General features: G+C 60.6%; 27 protein-coding genes. 11 read left to right on the forward strand and 16 right to left on the reverse strand.

All coding sequences use genetic code 11. From position 1 onward, the window contains the following. Positions 1 to 20: 20 nt before the first annotated feature. From AT699_RS18870 to AT699_RS18880, 3 genes are read right to left on the reverse strand one after another with little or no spacing between them, the layout of a single operon-like run. Entirely contained in the window at positions 21 to 2,096 is a 2,076-nt protein-coding gene (locus AT699_RS18870; RefSeq protein WP_058207405.1) for a phage terminase large subunit family protein, read from the reverse strand. Further along, the gene (locus tag AT699_RS18875) at positions 2,093 to 2,590 is read right to left on the reverse strand and encodes a terminase small subunit (protein WP_006387630.1); all 498 of its coding nucleotides are present in this window, start codon (positions 2,588 to 2,590) and stop codon (positions 2,093 to 2,095) included. The genes AT699_RS18870 and AT699_RS18875 overlap by 4 nt, the downstream gene beginning before the upstream one ends. Continuing rightward, the gene (locus AT699_RS18880; protein ID WP_024069474.1) at positions 2,587 to 3,372 is read right to left on the reverse strand and encodes a hypothetical protein; all 786 of its coding nucleotides are present in this window, start codon (positions 3,370 to 3,372) and stop codon (positions 2,587 to 2,589) included. Before AT699_RS18880 ends, AT699_RS18875 begins: the two co-directional genes overlap by 4 nt. 246 nt (positions 3,373 to 3,618) lie before the next feature. Between AT699_RS18880 and AT699_RS31645 the strand changes: the two genes are divergently transcribed. From AT699_RS31645 to AT699_RS31650, 3 genes are read left to right on the forward strand one after another with little or no spacing between them, the layout of a single operon-like run. Beyond that, positions 3,619 to 3,951, forward strand: coding sequence for a hypothetical protein (locus AT699_RS31645; protein WP_145964690.1), 333 nt, complete (start codon positions 3,619 to 3,621; stop codon positions 3,949 to 3,951). Between the two features lies 1 nt (position 3,952). Then, a complete protein-coding gene (locus AT699_RS18885; protein WP_058207406.1) occupies positions 3,953 to 4,537 on the forward strand; it encodes a hypothetical protein in 585 nt (194 codons plus the stop codon). Between the two features lie 59 nt (positions 4,538 to 4,596). Next, positions 4,597 to 5,286, forward strand: a complete 690-nt coding sequence (locus tag AT699_RS31650; protein WP_145964691.1) for a hypothetical protein — start codon at positions 4,597 to 4,599, stop codon at positions 5,284 to 5,286. Between the two features lie 328 nt (positions 5,287 to 5,614). On the opposite strand, the gene AT699_RS18895 is transcribed toward AT699_RS31650, so the two are convergent. From AT699_RS18895 to AT699_RS18930, 8 genes are all read right to left on the reverse strand, one after another. Continuing rightward, complete coding sequence (locus AT699_RS18895; RefSeq protein WP_232254213.1) at positions 5,615 to 5,896, reverse strand: hypothetical protein; 282 nt, start codon at positions 5,894 to 5,896, stop codon at positions 5,615 to 5,617. A gap of 80 nt (positions 5,897 to 5,976) precedes the next feature. Then, positions 5,977 to 6,399 carry a putative PDDEXK endonuclease gene (locus AT699_RS18900; protein WP_024069477.1) on the reverse strand — a complete coding sequence of 141 codons (423 nt, stop codon included), beginning with the start codon at positions 6,397 to 6,399 and terminating at the stop codon, positions 5,977 to 5,979. Further along, positions 6,396 to 7,154 carry a replication protein P gene (locus AT699_RS18905; RefSeq protein WP_145964692.1) on the reverse strand — a complete coding sequence of 253 codons (759 nt, stop codon included), beginning with the start codon at positions 7,152 to 7,154 and terminating at the stop codon, positions 6,396 to 6,398. The genes AT699_RS18900 and AT699_RS18905 overlap by 4 nt, the downstream gene beginning before the upstream one ends. Beyond that, the gene (locus AT699_RS18910) at positions 7,126 to 7,971 is read right to left on the reverse strand and encodes a helix-turn-helix domain-containing protein (RefSeq protein WP_024069479.1); all 846 of its coding nucleotides are present in this window, start codon (positions 7,969 to 7,971) and stop codon (positions 7,126 to 7,128) included. Before AT699_RS18910 ends, AT699_RS18905 begins: the two co-directional genes overlap by 29 nt. Continuing rightward, positions 7,968 to 8,450, reverse strand: coding sequence for a nuclease domain-containing protein (locus AT699_RS18915; RefSeq protein WP_058207410.1), 483 nt, complete (start codon positions 8,448 to 8,450; stop codon positions 7,968 to 7,970). Before AT699_RS18915 ends, AT699_RS18910 begins: the two co-directional genes overlap by 4 nt. Beyond that, on the reverse strand, positions 8,441 to 8,746 hold the full coding sequence (locus AT699_RS18920; protein ID WP_024069482.1) for a hypothetical protein: 306 nt from the start codon (positions 8,744 to 8,746) through the stop codon (positions 8,441 to 8,443). Before AT699_RS18920 ends, AT699_RS18915 begins: the two co-directional genes overlap by 10 nt. After that, a complete protein-coding gene (locus AT699_RS18925; protein WP_058207411.1) occupies positions 8,739 to 9,044 on the reverse strand; it encodes a hypothetical protein in 306 nt (101 codons plus the stop codon). Before AT699_RS18925 ends, AT699_RS18920 begins: the two co-directional genes overlap by 8 nt. Then, positions 9,038 to 9,565, reverse strand: coding sequence for a phage regulatory CII family protein (locus tag AT699_RS18930; RefSeq protein WP_024069484.1), 528 nt, complete (start codon positions 9,563 to 9,565; stop codon positions 9,038 to 9,040). Before AT699_RS18930 ends, AT699_RS18925 begins: the two co-directional genes overlap by 7 nt. Positions 9,566 to 9,831: 266 nt before the next feature. Here AT699_RS18930 and AT699_RS18935 point away from each other — a divergent pair, with 266 nt between their 5' ends. Beyond that, positions 9,832 to 10,119 carry a hypothetical protein gene (locus AT699_RS18935; protein WP_145964693.1) on the forward strand — a complete coding sequence of 96 codons (288 nt, stop codon included), beginning with the start codon at positions 9,832 to 9,834 and terminating at the stop codon, positions 10,117 to 10,119. Positions 10,120 to 10,207: 88 nt separating this feature from the next. Then, on the forward strand, positions 10,208 to 10,687 hold the full coding sequence (locus AT699_RS18940; protein ID WP_058207413.1) for a hypothetical protein: 480 nt from the start codon (positions 10,208 to 10,210) through the stop codon (positions 10,685 to 10,687). Positions 10,688 to 10,698: 11 nt separating this feature from the next. Here AT699_RS18940 and AT699_RS18945 read toward each other — a convergent pair whose 3' ends face one another. Continuing rightward, positions 10,699 to 10,929, reverse strand: a complete 231-nt coding sequence (locus AT699_RS18945; protein ID WP_058207414.1) for a helix-turn-helix domain-containing protein — start codon at positions 10,927 to 10,929, stop codon at positions 10,699 to 10,701. A gap of 146 nt (positions 10,930 to 11,075) precedes the next feature. Here AT699_RS18945 and AT699_RS18950 point away from each other — a divergent pair, with 146 nt between their 5' ends. The 3 genes from AT699_RS18950 to AT699_RS18960 all read left to right on the forward strand — a co-directional run bounded on the left by AT699_RS18950 (position 11,076) and on the right by AT699_RS18960 (position 13,310). Then, entirely contained in the window at positions 11,076 to 11,732 is a 657-nt protein-coding gene (locus AT699_RS18950; RefSeq protein WP_058207415.1) for a S24 family peptidase, read from the forward strand. Between the two features lie 233 nt (positions 11,733 to 11,965). Further along, entirely contained in the window at positions 11,966 to 12,772 is an 807-nt protein-coding gene (locus tag AT699_RS18955; protein WP_058207416.1) for a hypothetical protein, read from the forward strand. Continuing rightward, on the forward strand, positions 12,759 to 13,310 hold the full coding sequence (locus tag AT699_RS18960) for a type II toxin-antitoxin system VapC family toxin (RefSeq protein WP_058207417.1): 552 nt from the start codon (positions 12,759 to 12,761) through the stop codon (positions 13,308 to 13,310). The genes AT699_RS18955 and AT699_RS18960 overlap by 14 nt, the downstream gene beginning before the upstream one ends. A 642-nt stretch (positions 13,311 to 13,952) precedes the next feature. Here the strand turns inward: AT699_RS18960 and AT699_RS18965 are convergent. Both AT699_RS18965 and AT699_RS18970 read right to left on the reverse strand, forming a co-directional pair. Then, on the reverse strand, positions 13,953 to 14,357 hold the full coding sequence (locus tag AT699_RS18965; RefSeq protein ID WP_058207418.1) for a hypothetical protein: 405 nt from the start codon (positions 14,355 to 14,357) through the stop codon (positions 13,953 to 13,955). A gap of 150 nt (positions 14,358 to 14,507) precedes the next feature. Then, complete coding sequence (locus AT699_RS18970) at positions 14,508 to 14,921, reverse strand: hypothetical protein (RefSeq protein ID WP_058207419.1); 414 nt, start codon at positions 14,919 to 14,921, stop codon at positions 14,508 to 14,510. Between the two features lie 863 nt (positions 14,922 to 15,784). On the opposite strand from AT699_RS18970, the gene AT699_RS18975 reads away from it, so the two are divergent. Continuing rightward, positions 15,785 to 16,306 carry a ferritin-like domain-containing protein gene (locus AT699_RS18975; RefSeq protein WP_058207420.1) on the forward strand — a complete coding sequence of 174 codons (522 nt, stop codon included), beginning with the start codon at positions 15,785 to 15,787 and terminating at the stop codon, positions 16,304 to 16,306. A gap of 402 nt (positions 16,307 to 16,708) precedes the next feature. On the opposite strand, the gene AT699_RS18980 is transcribed toward AT699_RS18975, so the two are convergent. Then, positions 16,709 to 17,599: a manganese catalase family protein gene (locus AT699_RS18980; RefSeq protein WP_024069487.1), complete on the reverse strand. Its 891-nt coding sequence runs from the start codon at positions 17,597 to 17,599 to the stop codon at positions 16,709 to 16,711. Positions 17,600 to 17,932: 333 nt separating this feature from the next. Here AT699_RS18980 and AT699_RS32390 point away from each other — a divergent pair, with 333 nt between their 5' ends. Both AT699_RS32390 and AT699_RS18985 read left to right on the forward strand, forming a co-directional pair. Beyond that, positions 17,933 to 18,061: a hypothetical protein gene (locus AT699_RS32390; protein WP_024069489.1), complete on the forward strand. Its 129-nt coding sequence runs from the start codon at positions 17,933 to 17,935 to the stop codon at positions 18,059 to 18,061. After that, the gene (locus AT699_RS18985) at positions 18,058 to 18,291 is read left to right on the forward strand and encodes a hypothetical protein (protein ID WP_024069490.1); all 234 of its coding nucleotides are present in this window, start codon (positions 18,058 to 18,060) and stop codon (positions 18,289 to 18,291) included. The genes AT699_RS32390 and AT699_RS18985 overlap by 4 nt, the downstream gene beginning before the upstream one ends. A 231-nt stretch (positions 18,292 to 18,522) precedes the next feature. Here AT699_RS18985 and AT699_RS18990 read toward each other — a convergent pair whose 3' ends face one another. Continuing rightward, on the reverse strand, positions 18,523 to 19,197 hold the full coding sequence (locus AT699_RS18990; protein WP_058207421.1) for a hypothetical protein: 675 nt from the start codon (positions 19,195 to 19,197) through the stop codon (positions 18,523 to 18,525). Between the last annotated feature and the right edge of the window lie 69 nt (positions 19,198 to 19,266).

Genomic DNA, 19,266 nt, shown 5'->3' on the forward strand with positions numbered 1-19,266 from the left:
GTTATGCCCGCAGCACCTCTCTACCTGCGGGCCTTCAAATAGCTGGAGGAAGACGATCGGCGCCGGGCCGGCCGAGGCGGCGCCCGGGGCTTGGCGGCCGCCGCCTCGGCCGGGACCGCTGGTGACGGTCGCCTGCCGCGCGCGGCTGGCGGCGGCGCGTCATCCGCCTCCACCGAATCGGCAGGCGGCGGCAACGCGTCCAACTTGGCCGCCATCGCATCCCACCACGCCTCTGTTTTGCGGGTCAGGCCAAGATGCTCCGCGACCCAAAGCGCATACACAGCGCAGTCCCAGGTTTCCACCCGCTTGCGAATCGCCGTCCAAAGCGTGCGAACACCCGTAGCCGTCTTGCGAGCAACCCGCACTTCGCCAGAGAACTGGCGAAACCACTCGTCGGACAGGTCCGCGGACAGGTGAACGTATCCGGGCCCGGGAGATTCGATCGCCAGCCGGCTATGTAACAAGTCTTTCGCGCGGTTGGTTCCCACATGCCACAGGATTACGCCCTTCTTTACGCGCTTGCCGCGCCAGTCGATGTCGACCTGGCCAGCGCCATCCTTGATCGCCTTCTCACCGAATGGGCGCCCGCGCACCGCGTACACGCGCCGCGCCTTATTGCGGCGGGCGAAGTCGTATACGGCATTCGAATAGTGCCCCCCGGAGTCGATCGCGGTCGCGTAGATACTCATCTGCTGGCCGCCCTCGTGCTGGAACCGGCGCTCAAACAGGTATTCCGCCACGCTGTTCCAGACCTCGTCCTCCGCAGGGTTGCCGTGGAAAATCTGGTGATCGACAGTCCACATTTCGCAGCCACGGCCGAAGCCCCAAACTGCCACCTCGACGCGATTGCCCTGCGTGTCGCAGCCGGCCAGCAGCAACGTGCATCCCAGCGGAACCACATTCTCGGCTTGGCCTGGCAAGCGGTACGCCTCAATTTCGGCGCGCCGCTTCAACTCGTCGGCCTCAATCTTCTCGATTTCGCCTTCCCAGGCTTGGCCCAGGGTGGTATTCCAGAAGGTCTTCAGCGGCTCATCGTCGCCCTGCTCGGCTTTCGCATACGCGTCCAGGAACTCCCGGACGATCTTCGCCCAACTGACCATTGGGCTATAGGCGGTCCAGACGTGGAAGGCGACCCGCTTGTGCGCCGGGATAACGTCGCCCGCAGCGTCGCGGAAAACTCCATCTCGGTCGATAGTCGTTCCATCGGACCCGTACCAGAACCCATCCTCGGCCGCGGCCAGATACTCGCCCTGGGCGATCAGCGTGCCGCAGTGCGGACACAGATGCCGCACCGTCTCGGGGTCATCGTTCAGCCATTTGAAGCCGTGGGGCTCGTCCTTACCGCCCCAGGTGAGCGCGTGATGCTCGTCGCAGTGCGGGCAACGGATGTGGTAGTCATACCGCGCATCCGCGCCAGCCGCCCGCTTTTCCATGAGGCATGTCTCTTTAAGCTTGGGCGTCGAGCCGATCACCATCTTGGGAAACGTCGCGCCCTCCAGGCGCTTGGCGGCCAATTGGCCCGGGTCCCCTTCCCCATCAATGTTGGAGTCGAACGAACTGAATTCGTCAAGGATTGCCACACTGACCGACAAGCGACGATAGTTGTCTCCAGCCCGGCCGCCCCGCAGGTGCAACGCACTCCCGATGAATTTCTTCACCAGCAGCGTGTTGTCCTTGTGGCGCGCCAGCCGGGTCGGAAAGATCGGATGCATGACTTCTACGTCACGCAGCATGGGCTCTAGTTCGGTCTTGACGAACTCGTCCCGCGCGCTGTCGGTCGGCTGCCAGAGTGCCTGATTGCGACGCCGATGCTCGGCGAAATACCCGACCGCGGCGAGCACGATCTTGGTGTAGCCGACCCGGGCCGACTTGATGACATCTACTTCGTGTAGGTCATCGCTACCGATACACGCAAGAATCGCGCGCTGAAAGGGCCACGCCTCCCAGTTCTGCTCGACGTAAGATGACTCGGCGGACAGGTAGAAATGTCGCTCCGCCCATTCCCGAAGCGTCATCGGCTCCGGGGCGCCAAAGGATGCGAGCCCGCGACGAAGCGCGCGGGCAACTCCCGCGCGGTTGTCTTCTACGAGCATCATTCACCCTCGTTATCATCTTCCGATTCAATATCCTCCAAGGACAGGGCGGCCACGGCGTTGCGCGCCTTGGCCAGCTCGCGGCGAACAATCGTCAGATCCGCGTCGGTCAGGTTCGGCAGGCGGCGCTTGAGAATGCCGGGAATCGCATCGAACGTGGCCGCCACCTTCGTCCCGGCGCGCACCAGCACTTCCTCGAGCACCGAGACCGGCGCAAGTTCGCCGCGACGCTCGGCGTTTTCCATTTCCACCTTGTCAGCCTGAGCAGCGTTCAAGCGCGCCTTTTCCTCAGCGGGATCCAACCCCTTCGATTCGGGGTCCCGGTTGCGCCCGGCGGCAGCGTCCCGAAGATTTCCGCAGTACGCCAACAGCCAGTTTCCCAGCGTGTCGCCACTGGTGAGCACCCCACGCATCAGCAAACCGCTAATAACGGGCTGAGTGACCCCGACCAGCTGCGCGAACCTTGCTTGCGTAGTTTTCTTGTCCAGGTCAATCATCTTGCAGTCGCCAATGCAGCGTCCAGGGCGGTCGAATACTCCACATCGAAGCGCTCGCCATACACGGCGGCGGCTGTCTCGTAAAACGGCAGGCGAGGCGTGTACTGGGGCTGCTCTACCGCCAGCAGGACTGGCGCCACATCGGCCCCGTGCGTACCTTTCTTGCGCCAAATGCCGGCGGGTAGGACCTGGCGCCGCTGGCCGCTCATCGACCCCTTACCCCGCGAAATGAAGTACTGGACCCCGTTGATGCGCCGGTAGCCTTCACGCGAGGTGCCGACGTTCGCCGTTCGCGCGCGGCTTCGAGCCGTGGCGTTCGCGCGATAGCCTTGCTCTCCAAACGCCTCGAAGTAGGACAGAAGCCGAACAATCTGCCCGCGGGACATGTTGCCGTAGGCGTCCAGTTCAGCAGCTGCAGCCGGGACAGTAAACATGCCCGCCGGCAGGCCTGCGCGCTGCAACGCCCTTTCCGACCGCTTCAGCCTACGTCCACCGCCAAGCACCTGCGGCGCCAGGTAGCGATCGGCCGAAGTGCCCTTGCCGGCTCCATCACGATATGCAATGGTTGCGACGAGGTTCCCTTTGCTCGCGCGTACCACACGCAGCGCATTCAAGGTGTATGGCGTAGGCCGGTCAAACACCTGCTGGGTTTGCTGGACCAGGGCTTGCCGCACCGCATCTGCGGTCCGGTTCAGCGCGACCGAAGTGGCATACGGCAGCTGGCGCCGCATCGCAGCGTAGTAATCGACGCCGTCGCGCAGCTTCGAAGTGAACTTCAGCATGACACCCTCCCGCCCATATAACCCCCTCCCGCTGGGCGGAGGGGGGCAGCATGCAGCGCCAGCCGGCCGCAAGTCCTTGAAATACCGGGATATCCGGCCGAAATTATTATTACCCCCCTACGGACGCCCCGTGACTAGCGAGCGTCCGGGGTTCGAATTACCCTTAAGGCGTCGACTTCCCTGGGGACCCCGCCCTGATTGGGGTAGCATTTGCGCGAAATCGCATGGAATCGTATAAAGGCTCGTATGAAACCCCTCATCCCCAAGTCCCCGCGCCGCACCCTTAAGGCAGAGCCGATCGTCTCCAAGACGGTAGACACCGCCAGCGTCAAAAAGGTGAACGGGCGCTCGGTGGGACAGCGACCTTCTGATCAAGCGGACGAGGCCTTGGCGGCCCGCGTGCGCGCGAGCTACCAGCGAGCAGTCTCCTCATCGTCGGTAGCCCCAGCCTCCGGCGGAGGTTGGGTCATCAAAAGCTCCGCAAGTACAGGCGTGATTCGCGTCAATCCCGACCAGCTCAAGGAAGCGGCCAAACGGGCACTTTCCGGGCTTTACTACACCACCAAAAAGAAAAAATAAGATGTTCGACGTTCAGCCCGCGTTGCCGCCGGGGACAGCAGGCGCATCGGAGGCACCCCGCGCGCACGACAGGATTTACAGCCTCCTTTTGGAAAGCGAGGACGACTTGGTCGGACTTATCGCATATTCGCTTTATAAGAGAAACAAGGTCGCTTACATTGAATCGTTCATTCAGGACCACGGCCGCGCCCCGGACGAACAACAGCTAGCTGAGGTGCGCAGGAGCTTTTCGCTTCCGGCCTCCCGCGAGGGCCTTAGAGCAGAGGCCGAGAAAGTGCTGGCGACGTTTACGGGAGGCATTCTGAGCCAGGCGCTCGAGGATGCCGAAGCGAACTACCAAGACAAGATAAAAGAGCAGGCTCAGAACCATTCCGATGAGTTGATAAGAAAACTCTCTGAAGCCCAGCCCTATTGGAAAACCGTGCGTCAAAATATCTGGGCGAATATCGCCACTGTGATTCTAGGCGTATTGCTCGTGATTGTTGTCTGGGGTGCGAAATACGGTCCTAAAGAGCTAATTGAGACCATTTTCGACGTCAAAGTGGTCGCAAACTTGCCCCGCGGCGACGCGGCGCAACCCAAGTAACTTCATTTACGCCATAACAGCCCCCCGCTCTCGAGGCGACGCGGGTCAATCTATTTCGTATGGACGACACCGAAGACAAACTTCGCCGCAATCTCGTTGCGGTCTCCGCGGCTGTTCTTGCAGCCTCTTTTCTGGATTACCGGCTCCCAGCCATCGCATCTCTGTGCGGACTCGGCGCTGTCGACGCAGCTCATACCCCACGCGTTTGGTTGGCATGCGTGTTTTTTATCCTATATCTACTAGGGCGATACCACTTCAGCGAGGCGCGCATCCGCTCTCGCGCGGCTTGGCGGGAGGACCACCAACGTCGCGTACAGACGTACGCCAAGCTCTACCCTCGCCGTCGAGAATTAAAGATCCGCAATCAGCGTCAACGCGAAAGGGAGCAGAAACTTCTTCGAGAAAAGGCCGCCAAGAGTGAAGCGACTCAAGGAACGGGGCTGCGGCGCTTTAGCATGCGGGACGTGGGCGTTCCTAATCTAGCTATTGTCGGAAGAACGTTGTTCTATCGCGCGGAATGGTCGGACGATGAGCCTGGAGAATTCGAGCATCGCTACGGCAACGACGACTTCAACGAAGAATATGCCGAAATGAGCAACATCACGCTGAATTCTCTGCAATTCGTAAGTCTGTGGGGACGAAGCACGTTGCACAATTTGATCTTTAGCCACGGTGCTTTTGAGGTGCTGGCGCCTTACGTTCTCGCAGCACTTGCCATCGGCGGCGCCATGTACAAGTACATGACTTAAATAGAAAGCCCACAGCGTTAGCATGTGGGCTTTAGTTTGCTACGGGCGTAGTTGTGGCGGATTGAATTGTCGCGTATCCGGTCGCACTCTGCACCTACCTCATGTCGCACTGTTCCAGCGATACGAGGCAGAATTGCGAACGCCGGGCCGCGATGGTCGACGCATCACGGATCCCATATTGATCAATTCCTGGACCACTCGTAGCACGCCCTGGCGCACTGCGTTGCGCTCGCGCGTGGTCAATTCCCGCCCCCCTGTTGCATGTCGCACCAGTTCGATCATGCGAAAGTCGCGGCCCGGACACGCCGCCATAAGTTCAATGACCTCTTTACCAAACTTCACGTTGCACCTTGTCTTTGAAGAAGCCCAGGCACTGCTTGTACTGGGCGTGGGTTAGATATAGTCCGGTAATCCTGCTAATCCAGTCTCGGGCCCGCTCCGCCCGCGTCGCTGACTCCAAGCCCGCGAAGCGCTCGTGCCGCTGGGGATACTCCGCGATGATGATCATGGCCTCATGCCGCGGCAGCGCCTTGTGCAAGCCGTCGACGGCCACGGCCTGGTCGATCAGGATGGGGCGGAATTCATCCTCTTCCGGGATGAACTGGGCCATGTTGCCCACGGTCGGGCCGGACCAGCACCAGCGCGCCCAGTTCCACAAGAGGTCGTCTGCCGACAATCCGGTGGGTCGCATCAGTAGATGCCCGGAGAAAAAGTGACTTTCGAAGGCAGCTTTTCCCGCATCCATTGCATCGCTGCAGCCCAGTCCAGCGTGACCGTGTAGCGCCCCCGCACGGGGAAGGTGCGCGGGTTCACGTCGTGGGCGTCCAACATCACTAGGTCGCCCGCCATGCCGGTGCGCTTGTAGACCAGCATGGGAATGCGGGTTTCGCCAGCCTGCGCCTGGGCCTGGCGCCACCAGGCGGGCAAGCAAAGCGTGTTCGCGTGCTTGCATTCCACGCTGATTCGTTCGAACGCCGGATCATCGGCCACCACGTCGCTGTCGCCTTCGTGGTTTCGGACCCGGCGGCGCCAACGCGTACCCGTGGCCTCGGTCAGCATGTTGGAGATACGGCGCTCGTAGGCTGCGCCCTTGTTGCGAGACAGCGCGCTCATGCCAGCGCCCCCAGGCCCGCACCCAAGCGCAGCGCGTTGTGCGCCATCGCCACGACGCCCGGGGAGTAGCGCCGGCCCTTCGGGTTCTGCGTCTCGGCGATGATGCGCTTCCAGCCACGCAACGGATCCCGCCCAGATTGGTCCATGATCCCCGTCGCGCCGATCTTGCGCATCTGCTCTTCTGCCTGGGCGCGGCTGGCTGCCGTCACGGGCGGAGCAGGCAAGGCCTTGGCGACAATGGGGACGGGCTTCCACTCGCCACGGGCCAGCACCTCGTTCAACGTCCGATCCCACCGCGCTTTCATCGTGGCGTATGAGCAATGCTGCATGTCGTGCGCCCCCACTTCCACCGCCGCCCAGAAAATCGCCGGGTGCGGCCAATGGCCCTGTTCGCCGTTGTGGCGAGCGACCATTCCCGCTGCCGCCTTGTGGAAAGCCACCTCGGGCTCCAGATCCGGTCGGCAGGCCCGGATGAACTCCCCGACGCTGGGCGGCCATTCGGGCGACATGCGGCGACACGTCCGCAGCCCTTCAGCCACATCCTGCGGTGTCAAGCGCTCCTCATCGAACGCTTCCGCCCAGGCATCTTTCCAGTTCTCGATGCTCTGCATGTCTGGGAAGTCTTTCAACCAGCGCCCACCGTAGGTGCCCGAAAGCCGATTCCACAGATGGTCGATCAGGGAAATGCCGTCCAGCTTCGCCATCGGCACGGCCCACATGGACCGGTTAGCCGTCGATTGTGCGACCGTCGTCATAGTCGTTTGCTCCTGAGGTGCGATTGCGGTTTACGTGTGCGGTGGGGTTGAACTTGCTGGGCCGGGGCGAAGCTCCGACTACGACTCCATTCGGCGCAAACAGCCCTTGCCAGCTTTTTCCGATGGCGTGGGCGATGACGCTCTCTGGCGTGTGCCCGTGTTGGCGGAAGCCCGCCAAGTCCTTGACCTGCTGCTTGGCGGCCTCTTCGGTCAACGGCTTGCGGATCTGTACCCGGTGACGCACCCAGCGCCCCCACAGCTCCGCATCGAGCCAGTCCGGCAACTCCAGGCTCATCGGATCAAACCCCGGCGGGCGCTTGCGCGCGCCTTTGACGGTTCTTGATGGTTCTGACGGTTCTATGACGGTTATATGCGGGTGCAACCCGTTGCACCCTTTCGTGTCGCCGTTTGCACCCTTTAGGTCGTCAGTTGCACCCTTTGTGTCGTGGTTTGCACCCTTTTCGGCTTCTTCGACGGGTGCAAAATCTGCACCGTTTTCTTGGTTGGGCGCGGCCGATTTGAGGGATGCAAAATCTGCACCCTTTATCCAAGCCTCGGAAATCCGGTACTCACGGCGCATATTGCGCCCCCCATTGCCCGCGTTGACCAGGATCAGCCAGCCGGCCTTCTCCATGCCGCGCAGCTGGTATTGCACCGCCCGCACCGACTGACGCGTCTTCTCAGCCAGGGACGCGACCGAGGGGTAGATCCCAGTCCCGTCGTCGCTGGAATGGTCCGCGAGCGCAAGCGCAAGGATCATTTCCCCGCCACCGTTCGGATACCGGTCAAACACCATCCCCATGACTTTCACGCTCATGGCGACTCTCCATACAAAAATTGATACCCAATCTCGGCCTCGATGGGCCACAGGCCAAGCACGATCAGCGACAGGCGCGTCCGCTCGAATCCCGCTTCCCACAAGGCCACCTTTTCGTCGTAACTCGCGCCAGTGGTGTTCTGGTCGATATAGGCGTGGCACGCGACGCAGCCCCAGGCGGTGGCCCAGTCGTGCGCCTTCAGCCAACCGGCCTTGCCGTGGCGCGCCTGGTTCGAATGGCAGGCGACTGTGGTCTGCGTGCCACCAATGCAAACGTCCGGGATCTGGAGCTTGCAGGGCTTGCCCTTGGCCAGATTCAGCAAGGCCCGGTTGCGGTACATCGTCTTGGTGGCACGCGGCGTGCTGCGACGGGCCGGCATACGCTTTCCGCGCGACTTCAGGGCCGCGCCTTGGCGCATGGGCGCGCCACGCTTCATGGGCGTCTTCTGGCGCAATGGCGCCTTGCGGCTCAACGACATGCCGCCCCCTGCTGCTTTTTGACGCGGTGCCAATGGGAAAAGCGCCAGCCGTTCGAATGGCGCTTGACCAGGCCGGCGCGTACCGCGTCGAACAGGAACGCGTCGACCGCGGCAATCGCGGCGTCCTCTCGCGTGGTGCGCGGCCAGGGGTCGACGGCGACCAACGCCGGCAGCACCAGGGCGCGCAATGCGGTCAAGTCAATCTCGCTGCGCGTGTCGATAATGGCCTGCCGCACCGCTTCGACCGTAGCCGGCGGCACGCGGTAGCCCTTGAACATGTGCAACGTGTCACGCATACACGCCGCTCCACTTCAGGAACGGCTTTCGCACCGCCTCATGGAACAATGTCGCGGCCCTGGCGTTGTGGTCCAGCTGGGCGCGACTCTCGATCCCGCAGGCGTTGCGCACGAACTGCGCCGCGTGCTGGTTGTCGCTCACGCCCTGCGGGGCGACGCCGATGCGGGACACAACCCACTCCTGAAACTTCGCGTTGCCGCACATCATGGCCGCCACGCGAGACAGCGCCGCCCCCTTGCCAGCCGCAGGCGCGCGCCTCGCACGCACCGGGCGCCCCGAATCTCCGCGCGTCAGCATCCCGCCCTCGCCTTGTCGCCTGCGGCGCGCACTACGTTCCGCTCAAGGCGCTGGGCCTTCTCCACAATCTTGCGGCACTCGATCACGATGGCGGAGGCGTCTTCCTCACAGATATCACCATCCAACAGCGCCTCAATCGCCACTGCCGACAGTTCCCCGTTGAGGTGGGACATTTCCATGACTTTCTGGCGCGCCGCGTCGACCTCGTTCGGGTGCTGGGGCGCCGGCGGCAGAATGTTGGCGGACACACCGTGCCGCAGGTTCAGCGCCAGCAGCCAATCCCGCGCGTAGGCCTCCCCGCCCTGCTTCTCCATCATCCACTCGGTGGCGAGTTCGAACAGGTCCAGAGACATGGATTGGCCCTTCACCTTGCGCAGCTTCTGGCGCAGGGTTTCTGCGTGCATCGACACGCCGCGGCGGTTGGTCATGAACGCCGCCAACTCTTCAACGCCACCGGGCGTCTTCTGAACGCTGATGTACAGCGCGTCATGCGGGTCAATCTGGGTATAACGATGGGTCATCAGGTCTTACCTTGAAATCCAGGTGCGATCAGGGTTTCGGGGTAGCGCCCCCCGCCCTACGATGTGCGACATGAAGAACAGACTTCAAATGTCCAGCGGCCCAATCTGGACCTTGTCGCTTTGCTTGGCCGGCAACACCGGCTGCGGTGCCGGCTGGGCCGGCGTCGTCTCGCTACACATGCGCTCCCTCCTGAAAATGGGTGGTCAGCCCCTTAGAATCGGAGGTTCCACTCAACCGATTCGCCCCGATCCGGAGGGGGCTGACCATGGAAAATGGCTCTACAAGCGACGCACGAATGGCCCTTGGGATGGCCAGTGCGCTGTCGATGGCGGTACTAGCGATGGCCCTCACCCACCCTCAGCCGGATCTCTTGAAGGCGGAACTATCTCGGGTGTTCTCGGCGATGGCGGAGCCTGGTTCACCCCTGGATCGCTCTCCCGAACTGAAGGAAGGCTGGTACTCCGTAGTGAGGAAGCTCCAGCAAGCTCTTGGAGGCTTCCCGGTGATGTCGGAAATCGACGCTTCTGCAGAATCCGACCGACAGCCGCGGTGACAGTCGCGTCAAGCTCCGCCCCTAGATCTACGGGTGGAGCAGCGCCTGGCCCTCTTGCACAACTCTCTTCCAATCTGAGGTGATTTCCATGGACTTTTCCCTCATCAGCAGTGCAGTCACCGCTATCAATGGCGCCATCGATCTCGGAAAGGGTGCGCTGTCCATCAGGGACGAGGCCAAGGCGATGGACATAGTCCGGGCCATGAACGAAAAGCTGCTCGATGCCCAGCAGCGTTTGTTCGAACTCGGCGCTGCCATCAACGCGCTGCAACATGAGAACTTCCAGGCCACACAGGAACTGCGAGAAGTTAGAGAAGCCCTCGCAGAACGCGGCCGCTACACGCTTGTCGCCATCAGTGACGGCCAATTCGCTTATCGGGTGAATCCCACCCCAGCACTTGGCGGGACCGGCGACCCAGGACTCTCGGAGCCGGATCACTACGTCTGTCAGAAGTGCTTCGACGGGCCGGGAAAGGACAAGGTCGTCCTGCAACGCAGAGGGATGCTGGGCGGTGGTCGTTACCTCGAGTGCCCCGGTTGCAAGGTGACCTTTGCGTGGCCCCAATGACGCATTCGGCATCACGCCACCTCCTGTTGGTCCGCTCCCCCAGGAAGACCGCGGTAGACGTTGTCAAAGGTGAGATCCAGGCCTAGAGTCTTGGCGTACTCAATAAGTCGCTCTGCCACTTCGGGCGGGATCGTCTGGCCTCGCTCATAGTGGTAGATGTTCCCCTGGGTCATTCCCAAACCAGCAGCTAGTGCCGCTTGGGTCAATCCAAGCCTTTGGCGGATGATAGAAATTGGTCGCATACATCAAATAGTGCCACTAGTTCAAGGCCCTAGTCAATAGCGCCACTCGTTGCACACTTTAATAGCGTAGCTATTCTCTGCCCATGACTCGTTCGACACCCCGCAAAGCCAAGATCCTCCCCGTCCATCGGGAGGAAGCGGCTGCATTGAAGACGATCTATCAGGATCGAGTCAAAGTATCGCAGGCTGCCTTCGGAGCCGATTCGGGAGTCGGAACGCAGGGAGCCGTGTGGCAGTTCCTTAACGCCGCCACTCCACTGAACGCGGAAAAGGCCGTCGCCTTTGCCACTGCCTTGAACGTTCCAGTAAGGAGCTTCAGCCCCCGGCTGGCTGACGAAATCGAGGGGCTGGCGGTAGGCGTCGACTTAGCACCAGCAGACCCAGGCTCTATCCATGCATCTGTGCGGATGGTTGACGCCAAGGCATCCGCCGGCAGAGGCGCATTAGTTCTTACCGCGGAGTCGGGGAAGGACCTGATGTTTCGGAGGGACTGGCTCCTAAAGAACGCCTCAAAGCCGAGCGACGTCTTGGCCTTCCGAGTCGACGGCGACAGCATGGTTGACCTGCACATCGTCCATGGCGCCGTGGTGTTGGCAAACCGCAACAAGCGCGAGCCGGTCAACCGAAAACTCTTCATCGTATGGTGCGATGGAGAGCTGTACGTCAAGCAGTTGATCAAATCAGGCGACAAATGGTTCGCACGGTCGCATAACAAGGACAAGGCCAGCGAGTATCCAGACATACCCTTAAATGGCAGGGACCGAATCGAAGGGCGAGTCTTCTGGTGCGGGTTCGAACTGTGACTTCCATTCGTCTGGGCCAAGCTGCGGGATGATGAGGCGGGGCAGCGGGTGAAGGGGCTGTGACATCACTCCCCCAACGCTCCTAGCCATGTACCTGGTTCTTCCGGTCGCGGCCGGCCGTTGGGGTGCGTGTTGGCGGGGTATGTGGATTGGGCTGGACACGGGCGACAGAGGTTGACCTTCCGCGGCTGGATCAGGACAATCGGAGACAGCCACGGACGGCGAGGACCACCATGAAGTCGAGCAAATTCAAGATCACGATGAAAGGGGAAGAAGCTGGCGACAGCCTTCGCCTCAGTGATCTTATCGACCAATTGAATGCCCTCAAGCAGACGCTCAATCAAATCGACATGTCTGTTTCGGGCAGCAAGGCCCCTTCCCTGTACTACCGTGTAACGAAAATCACGATGAATAGCCCGGCAACCTTTGAGCTGGAGGCGGTTTCTAAGACTAGCGGCCCCTCTTACGCTCGCCGGGTTGTCTCGCGGCTAGACAGGGATATCCGAAAGGTGATCTCTGGAAAGCGCCCGACGGACGCAAGCCTAGATTTGATGGAGTCTTATGGCTCCCTATCGGGTCCGCTCCGCAAACACGTCGCTGAGGTCATTCTCCAGTTCGACAATGGCCAGCCAATAGACTTGCCTCGAAATCTGAACGTCAGAGTTGATGAAATACTCGGGCCTGATCAAGTCGAAGAGGGGTCTGTAGTCGGCAGTTTGGACGTGATCGATGTACACAACCAACGTAACTACTTCAAGGTGTACCCGATAGTTGGGCCGCGCAGTGTCAAATGTTTTTTCCCTAGTGGAATGTTGGCGGAAGCACTCGCAGGGATTAACCGCTCCGTCCGCATTTCCGGGGAACTTCACTTCAAAAAAGCTGAAAAGCACCCGCACCTGATCAAGGTCCGCAGCATCGAGGTGCTCCCCGAAAGATCTGAGGTCCCCTCTCTGTCCAGCCTGCGCGGGCTCGCGCCCGGCGCGTGCGACGGTATGAAGTCAGAGGACTACGTAAACAAGGTCAGAAATGGCGACTGGTAAACCGCGCTTCTATTGGGATACGGCGCCGCTGATCGCATGGATCACCGGCGAGAAGCGGGAAGATCCCGCAGAAATGGCAGGGTTGGCTGAAGTCCTCGATATGGTTGATCGAGGACGAGCCATAGTCATGATTTCCGTACTTTGGCGAGCTGAAATTCTCGACCTCAGACTGACGGCTGCTCAGAAAAAGCAGTTGGAGTTGGCCTTCGAAGGGCGATCAATCGTCGAACTGGAGGCGGGCAGCAAAGTTATGGCGCTCGCTGGCGAAATACGCAATTTCCACAAAGCAGCAGCGAAGAAGGGCGTCCTACAAAATGTCAGGGTTCCAGACGCCATCCATCTGGCAACGGCTGTCCATTATGAGGCTACTGAATTCCATACGTTCGATGGCGCTCGGCAAGGCGGTAACTCTGGCGGTCTAATCACTCTGGACGGTAACGTTGCTGGCCATCGACTGAAGATTTGCGCTCCCAAGGCGGAACAGCTTCAGTTTCAGTTTGCCGCCGCCGGGAACGAAGACTCCGATACAGAGGACTGAGCAACCATCAGCCCTATCCCAGCCACCTCCGGGTGGATTTTTTGTTGCCCGAAGCCTGACTATCTCCAATTGATCATGACTATCCATGTACTAGGTGAACGGTAGCCTGGCTACAGGAGCATCACATGACCCGCATCATGATCTGGCTCTTAGTAGTGCTAGTGGCCCTCTGGGCCACGCCAGCCTACTGAGCGCCTTCCCCTAGCCCGCCCAGAGCGGGCTTTCTCACGGCAGAATAAATAGCGGCACTATTGACAATAAAAATAACTAGTGGCACTATTCATTCGACAGCTGCACAGCCACTCGCAGAACGGCCTAGGCGGAAGCCAGCTTAGTAGAGGGTCAGCAGCCAGTTCCGCTCCTTAACAACCTGCCGCCGATGTTGCTCGCCCCACCTGTGGGGCGTTCCCCGGCTCAATCGCACCTACGGGCATGGCCGTAGCTCTGCGCGGTGTCCCTACCGTATCCAGCCCGACATAGCGCGGTACACGGTCAACAGGGTGAGGCGTAGACGGCCAAGAGCAAAAACGGTCACGCCGGATGGAATGCCGGCAACCCGATTCCGCTGAAAAGCGGGTTTCGGCCAGCGCTGCGGGTCAGCGCTTACCGAAGCCACCCAGCGCTTAGGACTGGCCCATTGCCCTACGGACGCGGGGACTCATCCGTCGACAATTGCCATATGGAGCTGCCTGCTCGGCCAAGCTCGACGGAATATTTCTCGCACAACGAACGGACGGAAGCCTCGTCAAGCTCCTGACCTGTAAAGGAAATCGAACCGCCGCAGGTCAGGAACAGGTACAGCGCAGCCAGCTCTTCCAATCTCGATGATTCGGACTGCACATTGAATATTGCGCCATCTGCCTCGTTAACCTGGATCTCCACGCAGGGATCTTCGCTCTCACGATCTTTCACGTAGAGGTAGGTCCACGAGCGGCTGCTCACGGGAAACGAATCACCGTCGGTATCGACATCCCGCCCAGGGCCATAAAGCAAGTCCAGAAAACACCTGAAGTCGGGTCGATCCCCGACAACGGTCACTGTGTACATGCGTTCCTCACGATCTAGCTTGTTTGCCCGCGTAGTGTGGAAAATGGGCAGTCATCATTGCCAGCGAATGTCATCGCTAATTGAATAACTGCGCCCTATGGTGCCCTCTACCTCCACTCATACGCGCTCCAGTGCGCCATTGTTTCATTCTCAACTGCCCGGCTCACGCCTCACGGCGTATTGGCGCTGAACCCGCCGCGTGCCCAGCGCCAGCGTAGTGCCGACAATGGCACCGACGGATAGCCCGTGAAATAGCACAACCACGCCATAGAGCCTTGCAAATGCAAGGCCCACTAGGCCGCCACAGACCAACCCGCTGATTATCAGCCGCGGGAGCGTGTTCACGGCCTTCCCAGTCCAATAAACCCATAGTCCGAAGACAACGACGGCCAGAGGGAGATAAATGAAAGCGGTGACAAATGTCATGAAAAGCGCAGAAAGCCATGGCTCCGTACCCGGCTGCTTGTCCCAATACCACATCAGCGAGTAGCCCACCCAGACGATATAGCTGGAAAACGGAGCCAGCAAAAAGACAAGTATCGCTCTAGCGAAGTCAGTAGACATATCGGTCTCCTTGGCGTATCGCTCAATCTTTCCGGGCCAGCTTAGGTTAAATCAGAAACGCAGGCCGGGCACATTCGAGATCCACCAGCCACATGTCGACCCTCAAGAAAGTCGGCCCAGATATCAGTTCCAGCTCATGCCCCGCGTGCGAGGTATCGGCAGGCGCTGTTGCCTGATCCCCTTGGAGACTTCCCCATGCTCGCCGCCTTCATACGGTTCCTGGAAGAACTGATCGACGTTGCCAACTTCGGCCGCGACCTCAGCAAGTAGCACCGAAAGCCATGCCCAGCACGTCGGAGCGGCGCCGGGAAGCCGGCCAGTGTGGATTTCGTCCAGAGCTGCGGGTTAGCGCTTACCGAAGCATCACCACCCGACCAATCTCTACGGCTCACCCGTAAAGTGAGTCTGCAATTGGCCTCTCAACTGCCTAAGGGCCGCTCGTCGTGCGCGGTCTTCCGGCTCAATATGTGGATGCGGATTGATGGCTACGGTCCGTTGGAACCCCTCGAAGCCTTCAGGCAATTGCTCTAGTTCCTTCTCCACCCAAGCCAATAGGCGGGCCTGCTCATCGGGCCGACTGCCCACCAAGAATCTAAGCGCGTCGGTGTAGGCGCGGATATAAGAGTCTGCGTCATGAATGTTCATCGCTCCTCCCGGTGAATGAGTCAAGCGCAAACCCTATCACCCACCAAAAGGTCATGAAAACACCATCCTGGCCCAGTGCCTAAGCACTAGACGGCAGTGTTGGAATTGCGCCCGATGTGACCTTTAGAAACGCTGCCTCGCCATTCGGTGGGAACGCCAGATGCTGAGTCCCGCCAGCCTGCCGCACTCGCGGGACGGCGGACCGACTGGAGATCACAATGGAACGAGATAACTCGCAAGCGAACGAACACTTGTTGGACTGGCTCAGAGACGCGCACGCCATGGAGGAGCAAGCGGAAACCATGCTGAACAGCATGCTTTCGCGCATCGAGAGCTACCCAGACCTTCGCCAACGCATCCAGCAACACGTTGAAGAGACACGCGAACAGCAGCGTCTGGTGCGCCAGTGCATTGAGCGCCGCGGTGGCGATACATCGCTGCTCAAAGACTTGACGGGCAAGGCCATGGCGACTTTTCAAGGATTCGCCGGCGTATTTGCCTCTGATGAAGTAGTCAAAGGCGCGATGTTCAGCTTCGCCTTCGAAAACCTGGAGATTGCGGCCTACAGCCAGCTCAAGGAAGCGGCCGAATTCGTCGGTGACACCGAGACCGCGGCAGTCTGCGAACGCATTCTGGCCGAAGAACGGGCCATGGCCCAGTGGCTCGAACACAATTCTCCCGCCCTGGTGCGACATTTTCTGGCCCGCGCCAATGATCCAGACGCATTGGCAAAGCGCTAATTTTCACCCCACCGATGGAGGCCAGCATGCCGTCCCCCGTGCCGATGCCTAGCGATCTAAACCCTGGCGATGAGGCCGCCCCTGGGACGCCCGGCACGGGCGACGTACCATGTCCCGCGTGTCAGGGCAGCGGCAATATCGATCGGAAACCCTGCCCTAACTGTGGCGGAACCGGCAAGGTCGTGCGGGGTATCGGCGGCGCATGACGACCTGGACTACCAGGGCGGAAACATCAGGAGTAGCCCGATGAGTAGAAGGGCCACCAATAGCCACATCATGAATTTTCTGTTTTTCATGGCGAACTCCAAGAGTCGCTAGGCGGATCATGGCGCAGGCGCCGTACCCTTCCAGCTTCGCAGCTTGGGGCACCGCGCCTGCCGTGCGCAGCAGTGACAGATCTAATTATTCCTCGCGGCGATCCGTCACCACGCTGCCGTCGCCAAGTTCGGTCCCGGTCACCGGGTCGGCAGCAGGATCCGACGCGGTACGGGCGACCATGGCTTGCAACGCCAACGTTTCATCCTCGGTAAGACCTACCGATGCCAGGCCGTCTCCGTCGATCGCGCATTGCGCATCGCGCTCAGAAACGTAGGTGAAGTTCTCGTCGCTGTTCCACGATCCACGCATATCGCCCTCGCCCTGCGACATATTGAAGTAGACGTTCGCAAAGCTGGGGTCGCCTGGCAGCTTTCCGGGCGGGAAATTCGGTTCCATCGAATACAGCGCCTTCTCGAAAGAACGCTGATGCGACACTTCACGCGTCATGAGAAAGCCCAGCGCTTCTTTGACGCCCGGATCGTCAGTGGCGTTGATAAGCCGTTCATAGATGATCTTGGCCCGCGCCTCGGCGGCGATGTTCGAACGCAGATCCGCAGAAGGGTCGCCGATGGTATCGATATAGCCGGCATTCCACAGCTGGCCGCCGGAGTTGACTAGGGCCGGCCCGCCGCCGAACAACACCTGCGTCACGTGCGAATCATTGCCCGGCCCGTTCAGGCGGCGATAGATCTCGGCTTCGGATTCGGTAGCCTCGGCCAGTACGCCCTTCGCGCCCTTGTTGAGCATGGCCACCAACGTACCGATAACTTCCAGGTGGCTCAGTTCCTCGGTCGCGATATCAAGCAGCATGTCTTTTCGTCCCGGGTCGTCCTCCGCCAGCGCCTGAGTGAAGTAACGACAGGCAGCTGCCAATTCCCCTTGAGGCCCCCCGAACTGCTCCAACAGGTTGGCCAGCCCTGGGTTGGTCTGCGCGACGCGCACGGTGTACTGCAAGCGTTTGTTGTGAGCAAACATGGTCATCTCCCGATTTCCCGTCCTCCATTGGCCGGGTCGGAACGCTGGAAGCAATTGCCGTGCCGCAACGTAAGACTTGCCCCCTTTCTTAACAACATATGGAGCCCGACCATGTTCGCCGCGCTTATCCGCTTCCTGGAAGAATTGATCGATATTGCCAACTTCGGCCGCGACTTCAGCAAGTAACACCGCAAGCCTTGCCCTGCACGCCGGGGCGGCTTCGGAGAGCGGGCCGCACCGCCACGTCACCGGCGCTGAAAGTGACTTTCTGAAGTTACTGGGCCTCTGACCCGCTCCCCGAAGCCTCACCACCGCGCATCCGCGCAAATCCCCATGACCTACATCGAAACCCTCGCCTGGGGCCTGGGCCTGTTCGCGTTCGCGCGGCTGGTGCTGGCGCCCCTCGGCGACTACCTCTCACGCCGCTACGTCGCGGCCGATCCCTGGAGCGCCACCCAATGAATACGATCAGCGCAAGCGCGCCCCCGGCACGCATCCGCCCCCTGCGCATCGCCGCCAAGGCCGCCCGCACGCTGGGCGACTTCGTCGCACGCCGTGACCACGCCGGCAAAGGCAACTGGAGCCGGGATGCGGATATCCCTTGGTGGGCGTGGCCTGCCGCCGCCGGCCTGGCCGCGTTCTTCTTCTTTGGCCCGCAGGCGCTGGGCTGGATCCTGCGTAGCGTCTTATGAACGGAATTGACTTCATCCTGCGCGACCGCGCTGGGTGGATTCCGCCCGTGCCCTTGCCTCGCCGCCGGCTACGCTGGGAAGACCCCAAGGCCGAGCCTATACAGCCCGAGGAAATCGCATTTATCCAGGGCGCGCGCGGGCGACTGACCACTTACAACCTGGCCGAATGCTACGGCGTGTCGCCGCAGACCATCTGCAACATATGGCGAAAAGGCAAAGTCGCGAAACCAGCTATTGCAGACGGGCCAAGGTGACTGGCGAATTTGTGCCGTCGTACTTTGCTGTCAGCCGCCTTATCTCCTCCACGTCGCGGCGTGCCCTATCTCGATACTCTAGAACGGCATCCGCGGCGCTTTTCAACCGGCGCACACTTTCCGCCTCCGTAGCCGCGCGATCGCCCGCAGTGTCCTCCAAGATTTGAACTACGTGGGCGGCGCAATTACGGATGTTCAGCACGGGCAGACCGATATACGCCTGCGGCACCTGATGGAGAGGAATCTCGCTTAGGGCTGACACAGCAACTTTGAGCGGGGCGACGCGTGTTTTCGAATATCCAGTCATTTGATTCGGCATGATCTCACCGCTCAAATGAACAGCCGTCTTGTCAAGAGTCGCAAACAACTGCTCGACAAAAACCGCAACTGCCTGAAGCTGCTCTTTCCGGGCTTCCGCACCCGACTTCTGTTCCGCATCGCGCCGCTCTTGCTCCACGCGCTGCGCCTCACGGACCTGCCCGCGGGCAATCCACCCGGCACCCGCAATAGCTGCCACTGAGCCAAATGCCTGCATCCAGGCGGCCCAGTCCTCGGATTTTTCCGGGTAATGCAATGCAAAGGCTACGCACAGGCCGATAACGCCCAGCGCCGTCAAAGCTTCACCGCACGAAACAGACTTTCGCTCTTCCATGATGCGTCTCCTTTGGCTGCGCATCGTATCCCAACCCTCCCAAGGTGTCAGCCGCCCCGCCAGGCAGGC

Origin of the sequence: Achromobacter xylosoxidans (assembly GCF_001457475.1) — a bacterium.
Taxonomy (GTDB): domain Bacteria; phylum Pseudomonadota; class Gammaproteobacteria; order Burkholderiales; family Burkholderiaceae_B; genus Achromobacter; species Achromobacter xylosoxidans.